The 19,870-nt window shown below is 37.5% G+C and carries 17 protein-coding genes; 10 read left to right on the top strand and 7 right to left on the bottom strand.

Features of this window, described 5'->3' with window-relative positions; genetic code table 11:
* Positions 1-720: a metallophosphoesterase gene (locus tag AC1Z3T_RS06815; protein ID WP_100886064.1), complete on the top strand. Its 720-nt coding sequence runs from the start codon at positions 1-3 to the stop codon at positions 718-720.
* A gap of 244 nt (positions 721-964) precedes the next feature.
* Positions 965-2,968, top strand: coding sequence for a PKD domain-containing protein (locus AC1Z3T_RS06810; RefSeq protein WP_100886063.1), 2,004 nt, complete (start codon positions 965-967; stop codon positions 2,966-2,968).
* Between the two features lie 44 nt (positions 2,969-3,012).
* Here the strand turns inward: AC1Z3T_RS06810 and AC1Z3T_RS06805 are convergent, their stop codons facing one another.
* Both AC1Z3T_RS06805 and serA read right to left on the bottom strand, forming a co-directional pair.
* On the bottom strand, positions 3,013-3,882 hold the full coding sequence (locus AC1Z3T_RS06805; RefSeq protein ID WP_100886062.1) for an EamA family transporter: 870 nt from the start codon (positions 3,880-3,882) through the stop codon (positions 3,013-3,015).
* Between the two features lie 151 nt (positions 3,883-4,033).
* A complete protein-coding gene (serA, locus tag AC1Z3T_RS06800) occupies positions 4,034-5,266 on the bottom strand; it encodes a phosphoglycerate dehydrogenase (RefSeq protein WP_005035460.1) in 1,233 nt (410 codons plus the stop codon).
* 371 nt (positions 5,267-5,637) lie between these two features.
* On the opposite strand from serA, the gene AC1Z3T_RS06795 reads away from it, so the two are divergent.
* The 6 genes from AC1Z3T_RS06795 to AC1Z3T_RS06770 all read left to right on the top strand — a co-directional run bounded on the left by AC1Z3T_RS06795 (position 5,638) and on the right by AC1Z3T_RS06770 (position 11,551).
* Positions 5,638-7,047, top strand: a complete 1,410-nt coding sequence (locus AC1Z3T_RS06795; RefSeq protein WP_100886061.1) for an FAD-binding oxidoreductase — start codon at positions 5,638-5,640, stop codon at positions 7,045-7,047.
* A 140-nt stretch (positions 7,048-7,187) separates the two neighbouring features.
* Positions 7,188-8,003 (top strand): DMP19 family protein, encoded by an 816-nt coding sequence (locus tag AC1Z3T_RS06790; protein WP_167387371.1) that lies wholly within the window; start codon positions 7,188-7,190, stop codon positions 8,001-8,003.
* A gap of 78 nt (positions 8,004-8,081) precedes the next feature.
* On the top strand, positions 8,082-8,453 hold the full coding sequence (locus AC1Z3T_RS06785) for a hypothetical protein (protein WP_004826467.1): 372 nt from the start codon (positions 8,082-8,084) through the stop codon (positions 8,451-8,453).
* A 55-nt stretch (positions 8,454-8,508) separates the two neighbouring features.
* Entirely contained in the window at positions 8,509-9,606 is a 1,098-nt protein-coding gene (ddlA, locus tag AC1Z3T_RS06780; RefSeq protein ID WP_100886059.1) for a D-alanine--D-alanine ligase, read from the top strand.
* Between the two features lie 268 nt (positions 9,607-9,874).
* Positions 9,875-10,639 carry a nucleotidyltransferase domain-containing protein gene (locus AC1Z3T_RS06775; protein ID WP_100886058.1) on the top strand — a complete coding sequence of 255 codons (765 nt, stop codon included), beginning with the start codon at positions 9,875-9,877 and terminating at the stop codon, positions 10,637-10,639.
* Between the two features lie 30 nt (positions 10,640-10,669).
* Complete coding sequence (locus AC1Z3T_RS06770) at positions 10,670-11,551, top strand: pirin family protein (RefSeq protein WP_046759795.1); 882 nt, start codon at positions 10,670-10,672, stop codon at positions 11,549-11,551.
* A 33-nt stretch (positions 11,552-11,584) separates the two neighbouring features.
* On the opposite strand, the gene AC1Z3T_RS06765 is transcribed toward AC1Z3T_RS06770, so the two are convergent.
* Entirely contained in the window at positions 11,585-11,977 is a 393-nt protein-coding gene (locus AC1Z3T_RS06765) for a hypothetical protein (RefSeq protein WP_042088527.1), read from the bottom strand.
* A gap of 344 nt (positions 11,978-12,321) precedes the next feature.
* Between AC1Z3T_RS06765 and craA the strand changes: the two genes are divergently transcribed.
* Positions 12,322-13,563 (top strand): chloramphenicol efflux MFS transporter CraA, encoded by a 1,242-nt coding sequence (gene craA / locus AC1Z3T_RS06760; RefSeq protein WP_419320152.1) that lies wholly within the window; start codon positions 12,322-12,324, stop codon positions 13,561-13,563.
* A gap of 61 nt (positions 13,564-13,624) precedes the next feature.
* On the opposite strand, the gene AC1Z3T_RS06755 is transcribed toward craA, so the two are convergent.
* From AC1Z3T_RS06755 to yccS, 3 genes are all read right to left on the bottom strand, one after another.
* The gene (locus AC1Z3T_RS06755; RefSeq protein ID WP_005035475.1) at positions 13,625-13,912 is read right to left on the bottom strand and encodes a DUF3817 domain-containing protein; all 288 of its coding nucleotides are present in this window, start codon (positions 13,910-13,912) and stop codon (positions 13,625-13,627) included.
* A 247-nt stretch (positions 13,913-14,159) separates the two neighbouring features.
* On the bottom strand, positions 14,160-14,714 hold the full coding sequence (locus tag AC1Z3T_RS06750; protein WP_009586115.1) for a hypothetical protein: 555 nt from the start codon (positions 14,712-14,714) through the stop codon (positions 14,160-14,162).
* 29 nt (positions 14,715-14,743) lie between these two features.
* The gene (gene yccS / locus AC1Z3T_RS06745) at positions 14,744-16,894 is read right to left on the bottom strand and encodes a YccS family putative transporter (RefSeq protein WP_419320150.1); all 2,151 of its coding nucleotides are present in this window, start codon (positions 16,892-16,894) and stop codon (positions 14,744-14,746) included.
* Between the two features lie 182 nt (positions 16,895-17,076).
* Here yccS and AC1Z3T_RS06740 point away from each other — a divergent pair, with 182 nt between their 5' ends.
* Entirely contained in the window at positions 17,077-18,300 is a 1,224-nt protein-coding gene (locus AC1Z3T_RS06740; protein ID WP_419320148.1) for a DUF2252 family protein, read from the top strand.
* Positions 18,301-18,448: 148 nt separating this feature from the next.
* Here AC1Z3T_RS06740 and AC1Z3T_RS06735 read toward each other — a convergent pair whose 3' ends face one another.
* A complete protein-coding gene (locus AC1Z3T_RS06735) occupies positions 18,449-19,417 on the bottom strand; it encodes an omptin family outer membrane protease (protein ID WP_151713817.1) in 969 nt (322 codons plus the stop codon).
* Positions 19,418-19,870: the final 453 nt, after the last annotated feature.

The raw sequence follows: 19,870 nt of genomic DNA, 5'->3' as shown, positions 1-19,870 counted from the left end.
ATGAATGATTTATCACATCGCATTTTTGCACATGTAGAGACATATATTCACCATACAGGTCGCTTATTTGTGGTGGGGGATATTCATGGTCACTATGATGCATTGATACAAAAATTGGCAGATGTGCGCTTTGATTTTCAAACTGATGTGCTAATTGCTGTAGGTGATCTTGTTGATCGAGGTCCTGAGAGTCTGAAATGTTTGAATTTAATTGATGAGCCGTGGTTTAAAAGCATCCTCGGCAATCATGAGGAAATGTGCATTTTATCCCATGTCGATCCCCTGATGAAAAATCTGCACGCCCAACATGGGGGTGAATGGTTTTATGCTTTAAGTTTGCAACAGCAAAAACAAGTGATTGAGAAGCTGGAAACATTACCTGTACTTTTAGAAGTCATACATCAAAACAAAAAATATGGTTTTGTGCATGCAGATATTGATCTTAATGATTGGGAAGCTTTTAAATTATCGACAAAAGCGAAAAGTAGAGAGTTGGCACTTTGGGGGAGAGGACGAATTAAAAATAAACGCTTTATGCGTTATTCGAATGTTAAAGGGGTTGAGCAGGTTTTTCTGGGGCATACTGTGGTTGATTATGTGACAAAGAAGCACAATTGCTATTTTCTCGATACGGGTGCTTGTTTTGGGCGTGAATTAACACTTGTTGAAATAGATTGCCAGCTTCCTATAGAAAAACAGCAACGTGTAATCAAATCTTAATCCAATAAAATTCTATGTTGTTTTAAATCAACTTCATTTTAGAATCACTCGTAATATTAATCATCTCATTACACTTTATGACTCTATTGATTGAAATTTATTGTTATTTTGTTGAATAAGTTAGGTACATCATAAGAAAAATAGCATCAAATTTTTGAAATAAAATGCCTATATCGAAAAATAAATACATACTAAACTTAATTTTGTTAAGTGTGTCACAAAATTAGTAAAAAAGGCGATTAAAATGAAAAACTATATAAAATGGGTACTTTTGGCATTCATTGGCTTATTTTTGGTTGCATGTAAGCCGACCGCAAAATTTGAATATAGTCCTGTTGCACCAAGTACAGGCGAAATTGTCAAATTTGATGCGACGAAAAGTACGGTATATAAAGCAAAAGAAGGCAATGCAATCCGCACGTATGCTTGGAATTTTGGTGATGGTACTCAGGGAACGGGTGCCACAGTTGAACATACTTATACGCAAGTGGGGCAATATACAGTGACATTGAATGTCACCGATCTTGCGGGACAAACCAGCTCCACCACACAAAAAATAAAAGTAAAACAGGGTGCAATCACAACCAATAAAGAAGTTGCAATTCTGGTTCAAACTGTTAATGGTGCATCCATTCCTGATGCGGATGTTACCATACTAGGGCAGCGTATAAAAACGGATCAAAATGGTCGTGCAAGTTTGAACCTTATACTGCCTCAAGCGACAAAAACAGTGGTCGCTCAGTTTGAAAAAGCAGGTTTTATTGGTCAGTCCATCGTGTATGAGGTGGCAAATTTAAAAGCACTATCTGTAAATTTATTGGCGATCAAACAGGTTGTCCCTGTATCTGAAATTTCTATGGCTCAAGTGATTCAATCTCAAAATTTGGGTGCAACCATTACGATTCCTGCAAACGCTTTTGTAAAAAATAATGGTGAGTTGGCAACGGGTGCAGTAAATGTCGAATTTACGCCTTGGGATATCACCAATGCCGATCTAAATGCGATGCCTGCCAATGGCGTGGCAAAAGATGCACAAGGTAACATTGTTGATCTGATTAGCGCAGGGATGATTACCGCAACATTTAAAGATGCCAATGGTCAGGAACTACAACTTGCAAATGGGAAAACAGCAGATATTCAAATGAATTTACCTGTAAAAAGTCTCAATAACAAAGAAATGAAAGCTGGAACTGAAATTCCTATGTGGTATTTCGACGAAAGCAGTGGATTGTGGATTGAGGAAGGTAAAGGTCAAGTCATTACATCAAATCAATCTGCTACAGGTCTTGCTGTACATGCGACAGTGCGTCATTTTTCGACATGGAACTGGGATTTAAAATTTGAAAATGCGGGTTCAGTCTTTGTCCAGTGTCAATCTAGTGGAGAGGCGATTCCATGTTATGTCACGGCAAAAATCACCCTAAATGATGGTTCTGCTTTAACCAAATCAAATAGTGTTGCTAAAGAAGGCTTAACCGTAGTGAATATGCCTTCAAGCGGTACAATTTATTGGTCAGCCAAAGACCTCACAGGTACGCTGTTGGGAGAAAAAACTTCAACAACTGCAGGTAATGTGATCATTGATCTTGGAAAACCGACGACGGATCATTTTATAAAATGTGAACTTCCTAATGGCACAGCAGTGTCCTGCTCTGGAAAAATAAATGAGAAGTTTGACTTTTCTGTAGCGCAAGATGGCGGACGCTTGATCACAGGTATAAACGATTCAGATGGACAGTTGGACTGGTCAGCACAAAGCGCTTTAATTTTTGAAACCAATCAATGGGTACGTTACAAAGGTAAACAAGTTTCAGGTTTGAATGGTAATGTGAATATTGTTTTGACTGATCGTGAAGTTGTTTACAGCAGTAGTAAAGGTTTAACTTTTCCTGCCGTTTGTACCAGTTTGATTGATTCTTCAAATGGACCCATTGAACCTAATGGCAATTGGGAAGTTATGCCTGAATTAATTGGAAAGTCTTGCAATATAGAAATTACGGTATATGGCTTAGATGGTGTAGAGGAGGAAACCTTAACGTTTAATGCTATTTATGGAAAACCAGTACAAATTCAACTACCAAATCAATATTCAGGTTTTCTTGCAAGTGGAAAAGGTCCTATTGGTTATTTAAGTATTTATGCATTGATACAAGACAATGGGCAAGAATGGGTTGAGCGAATTGGTTTTGAATCTGAGCCTGATCAGAATGCCATGATCAAACTATTGATGGGTGCACCTGACTGGTAGTTTTTACATGAAACTCATTAAAACCACCTTTCGAGGTGGTTTTTTTAGATTTGCTTTCTTTTTTGGGCAGTCACTGTACATCCAATTGAAGCACTGATAATGGTGGCTAAAGCTAACCATTGTGTCCATAACAATTGTTCACCTAAGAAAATAAACCCAGAGAATGCTGCAATTGCTGGCTCAAGACTCATCAGTGTCCCAAAACTTAAAGCGGATAAATTTCTTAAAGCAATCATTTCCAAAGAGAACGGCAAAGCACTTGCCAAAATAGCCAATGCAATAAAATAGACTAAATTCGATGGCTGAAAAATTTCAATCGGCATCCCTGAGAACAAGGCAATCGGTAGTAAACACAGCGTTCCTACAAACATGCCCAAACATACGGTGTGATTTCCCGAAACACCAGAGGGACGTTGCCCTGCAACAATATAAACAGCCCAACATGCGCCAGCAGCTAAGGCAAAAGCAATTCCAACAGGATCAAGGTGATGTTGTGCTTGGTCAAAAGGAAACAATAAAACTAAGCCGAGAATTGCAAGCCCGACCCAAATAAAATCAAATTTTCGACGCGCATGGAAAAGTGCAACACTCAGTGGACCGATAAATTCAAAAGCGACAGCAATGCCTAGCGGAATACGGTGAATAGACAGATAAAATAAAGCATTCATTCCAGCAAGTGCCAAACCGTAACTGATAATAGATGACCATTTGACTTGCTTTAAATTGACCTGCCAGATTTTAAAAATGACAGCTAGAATCAATCCACCTAAAAGCAGACGCATCGCAGAAATCGTCAATACTGGAAATTGTTCAAACAGCGTTTTGGCAAGAGCACCGCTGCTTTGCACACTGATCATGGCAAAAAACAGTAAAGCGATCGCTTGTAGATGTGGTGCATTTTTTAAATTGAGCATGCTATGAAATACTTAGAATAAGGATGATATGTATTAAGAATTTGAATTTTTAACGAAGTGCAGTCTTAGAGATGATTGTACATTTGATCTGAAGTAATGACCAATAAAAAAACCACAGGGCAAACCCTGTGGTTTTTCAAGCTTAATAGCCTTAGAACAATACGCGAACGCGGATTGTACCTTCAACTTCATGAAGAGTATCAAGCGCTTCTTGAGATGCAGTTGCGTCTACATCCATTACCAAGTAACCAACGTCACCTTTAGTCATTAAAGACTGACCAGAAATGTTGATTCCATGTTCAGCGAACAGGTTGTTGATCTTAGAAAGAACACCCGGTACGTTTTTATGGATATGCAGTAAACGGTGTTTCCCTTCAGTCAATGGAAGTGCAATTTCAGGGAAGTTTACAGCAGATAAAGTCATACCTTTATCTGAGTAAGCAACAAATTTCTCTGCAACTTCTAAACCAATATTGGCTTGAGCTTCCATCGTTGATCCACCAACGTGTGGTGTAAGGATTACATTGTCTAAACCACGAAGAGGAGAAACAAATTCTTCACCATTGGCTTTCGGCTCTTTCGGGAATACATCTACTGCTGCACCAGCAATATGACCAGATTTGATCGCATCCGCTAAATCTTCGATAACAACACATGTACCACGTGCTGCATTGAGGAAGATTGAACCTTCTTTCATTTTTGCAAATTGATCTTTTGCAAAGAAATTACGTGTTGAAGGAACATCTGGAACATGTAAAGTAACCACATCAGCATTGGCAAGTAATTCATCTAAAGAACCAACTTGGCGTGCATTACCCATAGGAAGCTTGGTCACAGCATCATAATAAATCACATGCATACCCATGCTTTCAGCCAAAACTGAAAGTTGTGAACCAATTGAGCCGTAACCCACGATACCTAAAGTTTTTCCACGTGTTTCAAACGAGCCTACAGCTGACTTGTTCCAACCACCACGGTGTGTAGATGCAGATTTAGCAGGTACACCGCGAAGTAAAAGAATCGATTCTGCAAGAACAAGTTCTGCAACTGAACGAGTATTTGAGTATGGTGCGTTAAATACAGGAATACCACGAATCATGGCTGCATTTAAATTCACTTGGTTTGTTCCGATACAGAAACAACCCACTGCGATCAATTTATTCGCAGCTTCAAAGATTTCTTCAGTTAATTGTGTACGGGAACGAATACCAATGAAGTGAGCATCTTTCACCGCTTCTTTCAACGCTTCACCCTCAAGCGCAGTTTTACGGTAATCGATATTGGTATATCCAGCAGCATTTAATGTGTCGATCGCGTTTTGGTGAACGCCTTCTAACAACAAGAAACGAATTTTATCTTTAGGTAGTGAAAGATGTTGGCTCATTACGGCTCCGCTACAAAGGCCAAATTTAGTCGCAATATGATACCATAGACCTTGTTCTATAGATATTTTGATTGTGACACTACAGTGGATATTTTATCTACGATTTCTGATAAGCATTATTCAAAAATCAAATGAAATGCTAATGCATTGATTTTTATCATGCTTGCTGATGGCTTTATATACAAAGTGTGGATAATGTGAATCAAATCTGTACTTTATCCTGAGCAGTCATCTGGGTAAAATAGTGCTGAAATCGGTGAGATTGAAGATTTAGGCTAAAAAATATGCTGAAAAATTTTCACTGACTGATTTAAAATCTCAAATGTTGTATACGACGCCTTTTATTTACTTCTTGCTAGGTCCGCAAAACGATGAATGCTCCAGTAACGATAGCACCAGAATTATTGACCCAATTGACGCAAATTGTCGGTGAAAACCGAATTAAAACCGATGCGGACAGTTTAGAAAATTGGGGTAAAGATCATACTAAGCATTTCGATCCAAAACCTTCGATTATCGTTTTTCCTTCTAGTACGGAGCAGGTGCAAGCCATTGTTCAATTGGCCAATCAATTTAATGTTGCGATCACACCATCTGGTGGACGTACTGGATTATCGGCTGGTGCTGTTGCCGCGGATGGTGAAATTGTCGTGAGCTTCGACAAAATGAACCAGATTTTAGAGTTTTATCCTGCTGATCGTATGGTGCGTATCCAAGCTGGTGTCGTGACTGAGCAACTGCAGAATTATGCTGAAGAACAGGGAATGTATTATCCCGTTGATTTTGCTTCTGCTGGTTCGTCTCAACTTGGTGGAAACATTGGAACCAATGCAGGTGGGATTAAAGTCATCAAGTACGGTATGACACGTAACTGGGTGCTTGGTCTGACAGTCGTGACAGGAAAGGGTGATGTATTGCGTTTAAATAAAGGCATGATCAAAAATGCCACAGGTTATGCAATGCAGCACTTATTCATCGGTGGTGAAGGTACTTTAGGTCTAGTGACTGAAGCTGAAATTAAACTTGAACGTCAACCACATGACTTACAAGTGATGGTACTGGGTGTACCTGATTTTGATGCGATCATGCCAGTATTACATGCTTTTCAAAATAAAATTGACCTCACCGCATTTGAGTTCTTTGGTGAACTTGCGATGCAAAAGGTATTAGACCGTGGTCATGTTCAACGTCCATTTGAAACTGAATGTCCATTCTATGTTTTGCTTGAGTTTGAAGCGCCGTATGAACCGATTATGGATGCGGCGATGGAAATTTTTGAGCATTGTATGGAACAAGGTTGGGTACTTGATGGCGTGATGAGCCAAAGTCTCGAACAAGTACAAAGCTTATGGCGCTTACGTGAAGACATTTCAGAAACGATTGCACCATTTACCCCTTATAAAAATGATATTTCTGTACTGATTACGCATGTTCCTGCGTTTATTAAGGAAATAGATACGATTGTTGCGGAGAACTATCCCGACTTTGAAATTTGCTGGTTCGGGCATATTGGTGACGGCAACCTGCATTTAAATATTTTAAAACCTGCAAATTTATCGAAAGATGAATTCTTTGCAAAGTGTCAGGTTGTCAATAAATATGTGTTTGAAACAGTGAAGAAATATGATGGTTCGATTTCTGCTGAGCATGGTGTGGGCATGACCAAAAAGCCTTATCTTGATTACACCCGTACTGCTGAAGAAATTGAATACATGAAGGCTTTAAAGAAAGTATTTGATCCAAACGGTATTATGAACCCGGGTAAACTCTTTGATCTTTAAAAGTTTGAACCAAAACGCTCCTTAGGGAGCGTTTTTTATGGACACACAAAAATAAAAATAAATTTACAGTCTTGTGGTCATTTGTCGTTAAAAATTTGTTATGTTTGTAGCGCTTAAATATTGATAAGAAACTGAAAGTGATGCTGATTGATAATATTTTAATTTCTAAACAAAGTTTAGAAAGTGATGATCATTATGATGTGATCATGTCCAATATCGATACATTAAATGAATTATTTGAACACTATATCGAATACGATGAAGTGTCAGCTGAAGCGCTATATAGCTATTTTGTGGATTATTATCTCGCCCAAGTCAATAACGGTGGATTCTCTCAATTTGTGTATAACACGGGGTGGGATGCATTTATGGTGAAGCATGTTCGTGATGGTTTAAAAGCCATGAATGCCACTCAACATTCAACTTTATTTGAACAAAGCGCTAATTTGATCGAACAATTTTCTGATGAGGAATTTGAACAGTTTTTAGAGGGTGAATATTTTGGTGAGAACCAACAGCGTGATTTACTCAATAGCTTTGATGATAAATTCTTTGCATTGAATGAAAGTGAAGATCTGATTGAAATCAATAGCCAATGGTTAAGACAGCATCCAAAGTTACAAGCAGTGGATGAAGATGAAATATTGACGGTTATTGAACAAGTTTCAGCGAAGATTCCAAATCTAGAACAGCGGAAGCAACAGGCAGCTGAAAATCAACCCCGTTATTTTAAAATTATTGAAGAATTATGTCAGCAGGTTGGTCAAGAGCTGGATCGTATTACTATCGGTGATCCATCGCATCAATATAATGGACAAGAGATTGTCGCTTGGCATTTTCTAACGGAACAAGGGCATTTCTATATGCTGGATTTAGATGATCAAGCATTGATGTTTGATGATCAAGATCAACAAGTCATTGCTCTCGATATTGCTCATATTGCAGATGAGTCATAAAGTCACAGTTTTTAAATAGTGTAAGTTGAATGTGCATAGCATCATAAAGCGATGCTTTGAGTTTTAAGGATAACCAGAATGAACCGTTTGAGTTTAATTTCAGTATTTTGTTTAGTGACTCTGTCGGGTTGTGCAACAACACAAAATTTAATCAATAAAGTGGGTGGTTCTGAAACGCCATTGAGCCAAGTTTTAAATGAGCGTCCTGATCTGCGCAAAGATTTAGCGACTGTTGAATTACGTCAATATTTTAACCGTGTTGAATCGCCAACAGTCGCTGAGGTGAAATTGACTGAAACGGGTTTGATGGATGATTCAGTTCGTTCAATTCGTACGGTATATAGCTTTAAAAATGTAGATGGTCAGTGGAAACGCATAGACGTACAAAAGGAATATCAGTGTTTACGTGGTAAAAATACCAAGACATTCCAAAAGGCAAAATGTCCTTAATCAATGATTTAACGGGAATTATAGATTTGAAAAATTAAAAATAGAGAACAACAAAATGGCAAAAACGAGAGTTGGAATAATTTTTGGTGGAAAATCATCAGAGCATCGCGTGTCACTACAGTCAGCACAAAATATCGTGGATGCAATAGATCGGCAAAAGTTTGATCTTAGTTTGATTGGGATAGATCAAGATGGCACTTGGCGTATTTTAGATGCTACACATTATTTAGAATATGGTCACGATCCTAAATTAATTTCTCTTGCCGCACGTGAACAGCAAGATCATTTACAGTCTAAGCCACCTCAAATTTTTGAAATTGAAAATGCACAAGGATTAGCGCCCCTTGATGTTATTTTTCCAATTATTCATGGGACCTTAGGTGAAGATGGTGCATTACAAGGCATGCTTAAAATTTTAGATCTACCATTTGTGGGCTCAGATGTTTTAAGTTCTGCAATTTGTATGGATAAAGATGTTACCAAGCGTTTATTACAAGGTTCTGGTATTGCTGTTGCACCATTTCTAACGATTCATGCTTATGACCTAAATGAGGTAAGTTTCGATGAGGTTCAAACTACTTTAGGTCTTCCTGTATTCGTAAAACCTGCAAATCAAGGTTCTTCCGTCGGGGTGAGTAAAGTTGAAAATGAACAGGAATTTATTGCTGCTTTAGAAAATGCATTTCAATATGACAGCAAAGTATTGATCGAAAAATTTATCAAAGGTCGTGAAATTGAGTGCGGGGTTTTGGGAAATTATTATCCAAGAGCCAGTGTTTGCGGTGAAGTAGTTGTAAAGTCTAGTTTTTATTCTTATGAAGCAAAATATATAGATAATCAATCTTCTGCAGTCGTGATTCCTGCTCCAATTTCGAATGAGCAAAGTAATAAGATCCGTGAGATTTCGATTAAAGCTTTTAAAATTCTGGGTTGTTTTGGACTTGCACGTGTCGATTTTTTCTTGACTGAAAATGGTGATATTTTTCTGAATGAAGTAAATACTTTGCCAGGGTTTACCAATAACAGTATGTATCCAAAGCTTTGGGAAGCAAGTGGGATCACTTATTCTGAATTAATTACTCAACTCATAGAATTGGCTTTAGAGCGTCATGAAAATTTATTAAGAAATCCAAAATTGGTGTCCAAAGGATAGCTGTTTTTCGCTATTCATATGTTTTATTGAAGAATGGATAAGACATTTGCTTGAGAACGCACCAGATATGATGCGTTTTTAGAATATCAATAGAATCAATTAACGAGAGTGAATTTTTGCTCCCTTGTCTGAGTGATAGTTTCAGTGTAATCAGGCTTCAGCATGCTTAATCAATTCGATGAAAATAGGTATTCAAAAACTAAAGAAAATTCAAAATTCATTGAAATTAATGATATAAAACTTATAGATTACCAAAAATGTGAACACAATGAACATCCAGCAAGAAATTCAAAACTTATTCCAAAATCGAGATGAACATCCACTATTTTATATCGAAAGTGGTAGTCGATTATGGGGCATGGCAAGTCCAGACAGCGACTATGATGTGCGTGGTTTCCATTTACCTTCTAAAGCTCAATATTATGATTATCGTCAACATCGTGACTTAATCGAAATCATGGAGGGGGATTTTGACTTTGTTTCATTTGATTTAAATAAGATGTTTGGACTTTTGGCAAAGAGTAATCCTACAGTACTTGAATGGGTACGAGCGCATATTGTCTATTTTAATCAATTTCCTGAGTGGGAAAGCTTTAGAGCAGGTTTGCTGGAACGAATAGACTATAAAGCGCTGTATTATCATTACTTATCGCTAGCTAAAGGCGGTATGCAAGTCATGCAAACTGCAGATAATTTTACTTATAAAAAAGTGTTTTATTCGATTCGTGGTTTGATGTCCGCAGAACTTGCAACACAACAGATTATGCCTGAACTCCAGATCACGCAGTTGTTCGATCAAATTGATGCCAAAGATCCACTCCGCCATTGGGCAGAGGATTATTTGGAAATCAAAAAACAGCAGAAAGAAAAAGCGCAATTACCGGTGGTTGAACAAGCGCAGATCTTAAAATTATTGGAAGATAAGATTCAAGCTTTAAATTTAAGGGCAATTGAACCGACCAATGATATTGAAAAATTAAAGCAATATCTCACAGCATATAGCTTCAATTTAAAACAGCATTTTTACGGTTAATGCGTTTACCAATTAGAGAAGATCGACAGTATGAAAACCCTTGCCTTTATTCATCGTAATGATACGCGCTTTGCGATAGGGGATTTTTATCCTGTACTTTCTGTATTTTCACACTATGAATTAGGCAATACCGTCTCTCCCTTTCTGTTACTTGATCACTTGGGACCTGGAGTTTTAAAACCGACCAATTTACGCAAAGGCGTGAGTGAACATCCACATCGAGGTTTTGAAACCGTCACGCTGATTTTTGCTGGAGAACTCGAACATCGAGATTCATCGGGTGGCGGAGGGATCGTTTCTGCAGGCGATGTGCAATGGATGACGGCTGCTTCAGGAGTCCAACATAAAGAAGTGTTTAGTGAGGCATTCTCAAAAACTGGGGGGTATTTTGAAATGGTACAGTTGTGGGTGAATTTGCCTGCCAAAGATAAAATGAATCCACCCCGTTATCAAAGTCTGCGCAAAGCGGATATTCCAGTGATTGAACTTAGCCATTCCGCAGGAACAGTCAGGGTCATTGCTGGGCATTATGGAAATGCCCAAGGACCAGCCAAAACGCATTCGCCACTCCAAGTTTTAGACATCGAAGTCCAGCCAGGGCATCGTGTGGTTCTACCTGCGAATATTGGCGACACCACTATGATTTATTTAAGAACTGGTAAAGTTCAATTTCAGCCTGAAGATGAAATTCTCGAAGAACAAGGCTTGGCTGTGATGTCGAGTTTAGGGCAGGATATTGAGATCACCGCTTTACAGTATTGCAAGTTATTGTTGCTGACAGGCAAACCACTTCAAGAGCCGATCAATGGTCATGGTCCATTTGTAATGAACAGCTATGATCAAATTCTTGAAGCATATGACGATATAAAAAATGGTACATTCATCAAGTTTAAAGTGTTAGATGATCAATGACAGCAAGTTCAACGTATAATTTGCTGTAAAGTGTTAAATGCCAGTTTGAGATTTATTTTTTAAACCAATCAGACCTTTGATGAGCAATGCAATTCCAATTCCCACACATAGACCCATCAGGAATTTACCGAATATACCTAAACCAAGTTCTTTTTGATTGGCTGAGCTAATTGCTTTCGCTGTATCTTCTGCTGAGCCTGTCGCATTGGCTTGAGCGTCCATCATGGCAACAAAACCTGTATCCGTTTTACAGCTTGAGATAATTGAGCCAGAGTTTTCACCATATTTTTTTTGCACTAATTCTTCACATCTGGCTTGATCAGAAGCACTGATATGGGATCCGGAACTCATAAAATAAAGCCCACCACCGACCAGAAGTAAAATAATGCCGATGATGATCAATGAAACTGGATTTTTATTTTTCATTTAATTTATTCATATAGATTTATGTGACATTTAGAGTAGCCTAAGAATATTAAATGTTCAACTTCCTCTCGAAAAATGTCTGTGTTACACTACAAAAACTCAACCCTGTGTGTACTTTCTATAAACTTTTTTATAGTAGGGTTTAGTTATAAATCTCACAAATTTGCTGCAAGCATTACTTTTTTACCTATTGAATTAGACACCTTGTGAATGCGGTGTTGACCCCTTATTCAACGTAAATTCCACAACTTAATATTTAAATTTCAGTGCTTGTCATTGGGATGACGCTTATCTTTAGAAAAATAGTGTCACTCCAGCAAGCCTATAATGATATGTAGAAAACAATGCAAAATTCAGTGCAACAAGAACACACTGCAAGTTTGAGTCGCGCTACGCTCATGTTTCCATTGGCGTTGGTGCTTTTTGAGTTTTCAGTGTATATCGGAAATGATTTGGTTCAGCCGGCTATGCTCGCGATTACCAAGGAATTTGGCGTAAGTAGTGCATGGGCACCGTCGTCGATGTCCTTTTATCTGCTTGGTGGTGCATGTGTCGCAGGCTTATTGGGGCCATTATCTGACCGATTAGGACGAAAAAAAGTCTTATTGGCTGGTGTGGCATTCTTTGTTATCACCTGCTTATTGATCTTACTGACACATCATATTGAAAGTTTTCTCGCTTTGAGATTTTTACAAGGCTTTGGTTTATCCGTGATTGCAGCGGTTGGTTATGCTGCAATTCAGGAAACTTTTGAAGAACGTGATGCAATTAAAGTCATGGCACTCATGGCTAACATTTCTCTACTGGCGCCGTTAATTGGACCTGTCGTAGGTGCTTTCCTGATTGATCATGTATCGTGGCATTGGGGCTTTATTGGCATTGCATTTTTAGCCTTTCTGAGTTGGTTTGGTTTAAAGGCTAAAATGCCAGCGCGTCGCATCAGTATTCCAAAACAACCATTGAGTTATATTTGGGATGACTATAAGAAAGTCTTTAAGAATAAGACCTTTATGGGAATGACTTTAGGTCTGCCTATGGTGGCGATGCCTTTAATGCTGTGGATTGCTCTGTCCCCAGTGATGTTGGTTGAAGAACTAGGGCTGACGAGTCTGCAATATGGATTAGCGCAGTTTCCTGTATTGGGCGGGCTGATCTTAGGTAATATTGTGCTGATTCGAGTGATTGATCGTTTGGCGCTTGGAAAAACAGTGTTAATTGGCTTGCCATTGATGCTTTTGGGCACTGTGATTGTGTTCGCAGGTGTGCTCTGGCGCGAATATTTTTTATATTGCGTCATTTTAGGCATGACCTTGGTGAGTTTTGGTGAAGGGATCAGTTTCTCCGTGCTGTATCGTTTTGCCTTGATGTCTTCAGAGGTTTCTAAAGGTACAGTTGCCGCTGCTGTTTCAGTCTTGATGATGTTTACCTTTTTCTTTGTCATTGAACTGATACGAATTTTATATGAGCACTTCCATCTCTGGGCGTATGCTTTGTCATGTTTTGCATTGATTGCTTTATGGTTCACAATTCCACGTGGGTTATTAAAAGCAATTATGAAACAACGTCAGGTAGACGGTATTTTTTAAAATTCAAAAAGCTCCCTTTCCTAAAGGAAAGGGAGCTTTAAAACTATGTACCTAATGGAGATTAAGAAGATTGCGCTTGCTTTAATTTATGATCAAAGACAAAGGGTCCAAAAGGTAAAATTGAAGCGATTAAGCCTAAAATAAACATTTTGAGTGACCATTTTTGCTTTTGACAAACAATAAATAGAACGGCAAGAAAGGCAATAAAGAGTAAGCCGTGTCCCATACCAACGTATTTCACATAGATTGGGTTATCCCAAATATATTTGAGCGGCATTGCAATAAACAGCAGGAGAAGAAAGGAAATCCCTTCAAGAAAACCAACAAGACGTAAAGTTTTGATATTCATGGTCACTTAGTCAAATGAGAATGAATCTTGAGTCTAACCGAATTGTGTTCAAAAGTTGAATATATTTATCACTCTCATCAGTTCCATTAAGTGATGTTATTCAGTGTAAAAATGACCTCGATCATGTTGTTAAAATATCACAATCGAAAGTCATTATTACACATCAGTTTTTTATGATTTATTGAAAAGTATGCAGAATTGGCATAGCATTAAATCTTTAAGCATTCTCGATTTCGATGTTTGTTGATTACTGTGCGGCTTCAAGTGCAGCTTCTTGTTGCTGTTGTTCAAACTCGGAAATATAAACGCAACCCAGATAAGTTTTATTTTCTCCTTCATTGATAACAGGATTGGATTCAGCAAGGGTCAGTTTTCGAACAGACTTTTCAGCGTCTTTGGTCGCAGGATCAGTTTTTACAATTTTTTCGCCTGAAAAATACGGCATATCTTTAAAAAATCGATTTTGAGAAATTTTAAATTTTTCAGCAAGTTCTTTGGTATTGGCATTTTTAAATACAGCCAACATGCCACCAGCAACCAAACTAATTTCATGGCTTGTTTGACCAAAGACTTTGATGGGTTCTTTACTCACATATGAATAATCTTCCCCTTGTTTGATCCAACCATTCTTTTTTAGATTGTCTTCAAACTCAAAACCTAGACCATAATAATCACTGAGCGTTTTCTTACATTCTAAAAATTGCTCTAAGTTTTGATTAAATTGAGTATCTGCATAACTAGATGTCATGGCACCTAGCGTGAATAAAGCGGCGACTAATTGTAAATGCTGTTTAAGTTTCATTTGAACCCTCTCAAATCATGTCGTCATTTCTATTTAATTTCTAATCCAAGTAAAGTTGTTTTAAGTCTTAACAACTCAGGTAAGGTTTCCAATAATAAACTGATTTGTTTTAAGGCTAATAGTAAACCATCTGATAAATTGTCTTGATCACTTAAACTTTGTATTTCTGCCAATTTCTGGTCAATCGCAGCCTCATTTAAAGGGGCTTGATTGAGTAAAGCCTCATTCAAGGTGTGTTTACACCAAAGCATTAAATCTAAAATTTGTTGATCATGTACCTGTTCACGATGGCTGCCGAGAGCAGATACATAACTGAGTTGACTATGACTATAGACCAAGTACCTAAATGCATGATGAATTAAATCTTGATTGGGATTGGGTTCGGCACTAAGGCTGGAAATCATGGTGGATAATTCAATTTGCGCATTGTGGGCTGCACGACGGGCTTTACGATAATCAATACTGTTTGTGCGCCCTTGTTGATATTGTTCTACCACAGCATCGAAATAATCTAGGGTTGCTTTACTGCTCTTTAGAATATTGTTGGAAATATTTCGGAAATTCCAATCCGGCCAAATAAAGCTGACAGCAAACCATGCGATTAAACAGCCTAAAAGTGTATCTATGATGCGCGGTAAAATGATGGCATAGCCTGCACCTTTAAGATTAAAAATCAACAAGACCATCAGGGTTGCCATTAATGTCGCCATGGCATATTTTTTGGAACGCAAATAGAAAAAATACACCCCAAAAATAATGGTAAGTACCAACTGACCTTCAATACTGGGTACAAAATATAAGATTGGAATTCCTAAAATGACACCTAAAACAGTGCCCAACGTTCGCATTTTTAAACGGCTTTTCGTGGCAAAGTAGCTGATTTGGCAGACAAATAAGCTGGTCAATAAAATCCAGTAACCATTTTTGGCAAAAGGCAATAAAGACATGGCATAGCCCACAGCGAACACAAAACCAATCCGGACAGCATGACGAAACAGGGCTGACTTTGGGGTTAAATGTTGTTTGATCTTGAGCCAAAGATCTTGTATGCCGTGGATATCGTCATCCAATAAATTTAAATTATCCCGGTGTTGACTGTAGCTTTGTTGATAATTGACCTGTTCAATACTGAGGTTGGTGAACTGGTCTTGAACATTTTTTAAATTTCTTAAAACCAAAACTAAGTTTTTTACTTCTAAATTATGTGGATTTTGTTGAATCCAATCATGCATGGAACTTTCTAAATGTGCTAAGACCGTACTATGGTCTGCATGAACTGTAAAAGTATGACGTTTTAAAATAGACTCAGCGAGCTTTTGACAATGCTGTGCTTGTAAACGTACATTCTTTTGAATTCGATAAATTAAATCGGTACGGCTAAAGTTCTGTTGGATCCTTTCATAATGTAGATAATTGGATGTGGCTTGTTCATGGATATCTTGGGCGAGAAAATATAAATTCAGCCAATAAATGGTATTTTTATTGGCGCGTGAGGCTTTCAAACGAGTCAGTAATGATGCTTTGGTGGTATTTAAGCTGTGTACCACAACACTATTTTTTAATGAAAGATCATATAAAAGTTGTTCAACATTGTCTTTATTATCAGGGTCGAACAGTTTGGCTTTTGCCATGAGTAAGTCGCAAAGATTATTGAAACTGTTTGATAAATTGTCCTGTACAGCTTGCGTTGGTTTAAGTAGATAAAAAATAATCGAAGTCAGACCATACCAGAGCGCTCCCATGACAAAGTAACTCGGCTGTTGATACCACTCAGAATATTCACCTAAGCCAAACATGGTATAAATTGAAAGTAACACAGTACCAAAAGAAATGGTGGCATAGCGTTGCCCCAATGCACCCATTAATATAAAAGCGGCACTGGAAAGGGATAAATAAATTAAGAATAAAAGTTTATAGGGATGTAAAAAATCTAAGATACTGCTGACGCTAAAAAATAGAACACACACCAGTCCAAGATTTCTTAAGCGAATACTGAGACGATCATCAAAGTCAGTCAATGCTGTTGCAATTGCTCCAAGCGTCAAAGGAACAATCAATTGCTGATAGCCAAGAAAATAAAGCCCCAGCGTTGTTCCTGTGAAAACAATCAAAATCTGTAAGCAATAAATGAATGTTGAATTTGACTTTAGATTTTGAAAGATTTGATGAACGCTATTCACAATATCGTTTCGCAGATAGGGAGTCTTTATATTTTACTCATTTATGATACTTTCAGATGCTTTATTCGCTGTGGAAATGTAAAAATTAATAGGAAAATTCAACATTTTATATACAGATTGCCTATTACGCAGCAGATTAAAAACATCCAGAATAAATCATTGAATGCTTAAAAATATCGACAATGTTAAAAAAACAAAACACCGCAATTAAACAACCGCGTTATCGTAATGCTGAGTTAACCGAACGCCGTAATTTAAAAATGGCACGTTCAATCCATGCTTATGTACGCGGCAATACTGCTAAATATTATGATTGGCTCAAACAAGCTGAAATTAGCTCCATTCCTCAAGGTCCTGCAATTTGGATTTGTGGCGATTGCCATACTGGGAATTTAGGTCCTGTTGCCAATGCTGAAGGGAAGATTGACATTGAAATTAGGGACTTGGATCAGACTGTGATTGGTAATCCAGCCAATGATTTGATTCGTTTAGGTTTATCTTTAGCAACAGCAGTACGCAGTTCAGACTTACCGGGTGTGGTGACTGCACAAATGATTGAAGCGCTGTATGCTGGCTATATTTATGCGCTGGAACGTAGTGGTCGAACAAGTGATCAGTTACAGCGTCCTGCTTTAGTACACAGTGTGATGGAAAAAGCAGTGAAACGATCATGGAAAAGCTTAGCAAAAGAACGTCTGGAAGATGTAAAACCACAAATTACCTTGGGTAAACGATTTTGGCCGTTATTAAAAAAAGAGCAGTTGGAAATACACAATGTTTTTGCTCAACCAGATATAGAAGATTTGGTCAAAATGATTGGGCAGCGTGATGCATCAGCACAGCTCAAAGTGATTGATTCGGCGTACTGGGTGAAAGGCTGCAGTTCTTTAGGCTTATTGCGCTATATCGTTTTAATGGATTCATCCAATCATATTGTCAGAGATGGTAAAGGCTTGTGTTTAATGGATTTAAAAGAAGCCACCACAGCTTTAGCGCCTCGCTATTCAAATGCGCCGATGCCGAAAGACAATGCAATGCGAATTGTGGAAGGTGCACGACATTTATCCCCTTATCTGGGTGAGCGAATGCGAGCAACCAAATTTTTAGAGCGATCGATCTTTATTCGTGAGTTATTACCGCAGGATTTAAAATTAGAAATCGAGGGCATGAATCAAACTGGGGCGAGAGATTTGGCGTTTTATTTGGCTTTTGTGGTAGGACGAGCACATGTTCGGCAAATGGATGATTCAACTCGAAATAGTTGGCTCAAAGAGCTGCAACGAAATCAGTCTAAAACCATAGATGCTCCATTTTGGTTGTGGCGCAGTATTGTGGAATTAATCAGTGTACATGAAGCGGGTTATTTGGATCACTGCCGCCGTTATGCACTTGCTCATCAAAAATAAAGTAATATGTGGATAACTGCATGGTTATCCACATATTGTAAAGCTGAATTTTCATCTTCACAGGTCTTGAGTAGTAAGATTTTTAAAGCACAACATCAAATTGGCTTTAACCGAATAGATGAAGACTATGATTCACGATAAAAAGATATTAGAACGTATAAGCAATACCCAAGCTCACGCTTTGAGATTTATTTGAAATGCCACCACCATCTTTGGAGCTTGAGATTTCATTGGTTTGATTTTCCATCATGACCAAATCAGTTGTCACATGTTTATATTGATTCCATGCATATTCAGTAAATAATTTTGTATCCGGTCGAATATTATAGCCTGCGTTTACAATTGCTCCATAATACCTTCCATTGCTGGCTTTAGTATCAAATGTAGTATCACGTAAGTAATGATTATCACGATCTGATGCATTGACCCAACGACTATATTTTAGCGTAGTATTCAGTTCAAAATTATTGTATTCAAATTTATTATAGATGCCGATATAAGGCATTTTAAATTTTTGCTTATAGCCAATAAGCTTCTCATTAGGGTCAAATTCTCCGACATTACTAAGTGCTGATCCTTCAACATAATCCCCATCATCATCTTGTTCAGAATAATAATATGAACCACCCATCGCTGACCATGAGTATCTATTTTGCTGATAACCCAATAAAGTACCTAACTTATAATGTGGTGTGTCCAGTAGATTGATATTGACATTGAAATCAAACTCATTCGCAAAGTTGAGTGGTGTACGATCATGATGAGACCAATCCGTCAATAAATCTCTATCTGTTTCCGACATCCAGTCATAGTTATTCATCACCGATGAGTTTTTAGATAATGTACTCCATCCTCTCGCATTAAAAGAAAACTTAGGATGGATTTGCCAATTTATTTCAGCATTGATGATATTCGCGCTGTTGGTGTCCCAAGTGAGTTCGGATGCTTTGCTTTGATCATCCATATAAACCAGTTCTTTGGCTTTGGAGTTCAGTAAAAGCCCAGAAGATAAAGATATAGAAAGATCGCTTGGTGTAAATCGACTCGACCCATTATTTTCACTTGCAAACGTGGAGTTTACACACAGCATAAGTATTGGTATTACGATCTTTTTCATTAAAATAAAAGCCTTTTTAAATGAGTTAATTATTTAATTTGCTAAAGTGCGGATTTAATCTATTTGATTTTTACTAGATTGTAAAATTACAAATATTATTTTAATTGCAGATAGTGTCTTTTTAATTTAATTGCTAAATATATTTGTTTTTTAAATATCAGTGAGTTGTTTGATTGATTTTTAAGTTGTATTTATTTTAAAAAAATTCATTTTAAATTCAAATTGGGTTAAAATTTTTTTGGTTGAAGTGTTTGGAATTTTATTTTATCGCATTGGTTTTTCTAAGTGTATGGTTGGATAATACTTTATTAATGAAGTAAAAATGTGTTTTATTTATTATTATTAAACCGTGATAATATTAACATTTTTATCTATTATTATTTAAATTATCTCATATTAATAAAAATCGTTTAGATTAAATTTTTATATACTTTTTGGGGAAGATCTTGAGTA

Source organism: Acinetobacter sp. B-6, from assembly GCF_056930735.1.
The sequence above is the reverse complement of the archived record's forward strand: the minus strand, read 5'-3'. Positions and strand labels throughout refer to the sequence as shown.

Excerpts from the sequence above, each read along its gene's own strand:
- AC1Z3T_RS06805 (WP_100886062.1), bottom strand. The coding sequence starts at position 3,882 with ATGCTCAATTTAAAAAATGCACCACATCTACAAGCGATCGCTTTACTG.
- AC1Z3T_RS06785 (WP_004826467.1), top strand. The coding sequence starts at position 8,082 with ATGAACCGTTTGAGTTTAATTTCAGTATTTTGTTTAGTGACTCTGTCG.
- AC1Z3T_RS06810 (WP_100886063.1), top strand. The coding sequence starts at position 965 with ATGAAAAACTATATAAAATGGGTACTTTTGGCATTCATTGGCTTATTT.
- serA (WP_005035460.1), bottom strand. The coding sequence starts at position 5,266 with ATGAGCCAACATCTTTCACTACCTAAAGATAAAATTCGTTTCTTGTTG.
- AC1Z3T_RS06750 (WP_009586115.1), bottom strand. The coding sequence starts at position 14,714 with ATGAAACTTAAACAGCATTTACAATTAGTCGCCGCTTTATTCACGCTA.
- AC1Z3T_RS06770 (WP_046759795.1), top strand. The coding sequence starts at position 10,670 with ATGAAAACCCTTGCCTTTATTCATCGTAATGATACGCGCTTTGCGATA.
- AC1Z3T_RS06775 (WP_100886058.1), top strand. The coding sequence starts at position 9,875 with ATGAACATCCAGCAAGAAATTCAAAACTTATTCCAAAATCGAGATGAA.
- AC1Z3T_RS06815 (WP_100886064.1), top strand. The coding sequence starts at position 1 with ATGAATGATTTATCACATCGCATTTTTGCACATGTAGAGACATATATT.
- AC1Z3T_RS06755 (WP_005035475.1), bottom strand. The coding sequence starts at position 13,912 with ATGAATATCAAAACTTTACGTCTTGTTGGTTTTCTTGAAGGGATTTCC.
- AC1Z3T_RS06740 (WP_419320148.1), top strand. The coding sequence starts at position 17,077 with ATGTTAAAAAAACAAAACACCGCAATTAAACAACCGCGTTATCGTAAT.
- AC1Z3T_RS06790 (WP_167387371.1), top strand. The coding sequence starts at position 7,188 with ATGCTGATTGATAATATTTTAATTTCTAAACAAAGTTTAGAAAGTGAT.
- AC1Z3T_RS06735 (WP_151713817.1), bottom strand. The coding sequence starts at position 19,417 with ATGAAAAAGATCGTAATACCAATACTTATGCTGTGTGTAAACTCCACG.
- AC1Z3T_RS06795 (WP_100886061.1), top strand. The coding sequence starts at position 5,638 with ATGAATGCTCCAGTAACGATAGCACCAGAATTATTGACCCAATTGACG.
- AC1Z3T_RS06765 (WP_042088527.1), bottom strand. The coding sequence starts at position 11,977 with ATGAAAAATAAAAATCCAGTTTCATTGATCATCATCGGCATTATTTTA.
- craA (WP_419320152.1), top strand. The coding sequence starts at position 12,322 with ATGCAAAATTCAGTGCAACAAGAACACACTGCAAGTTTGAGTCGCGCT.
- ddlA (WP_100886059.1), top strand. The coding sequence starts at position 8,509 with ATGGCAAAAACGAGAGTTGGAATAATTTTTGGTGGAAAATCATCAGAG.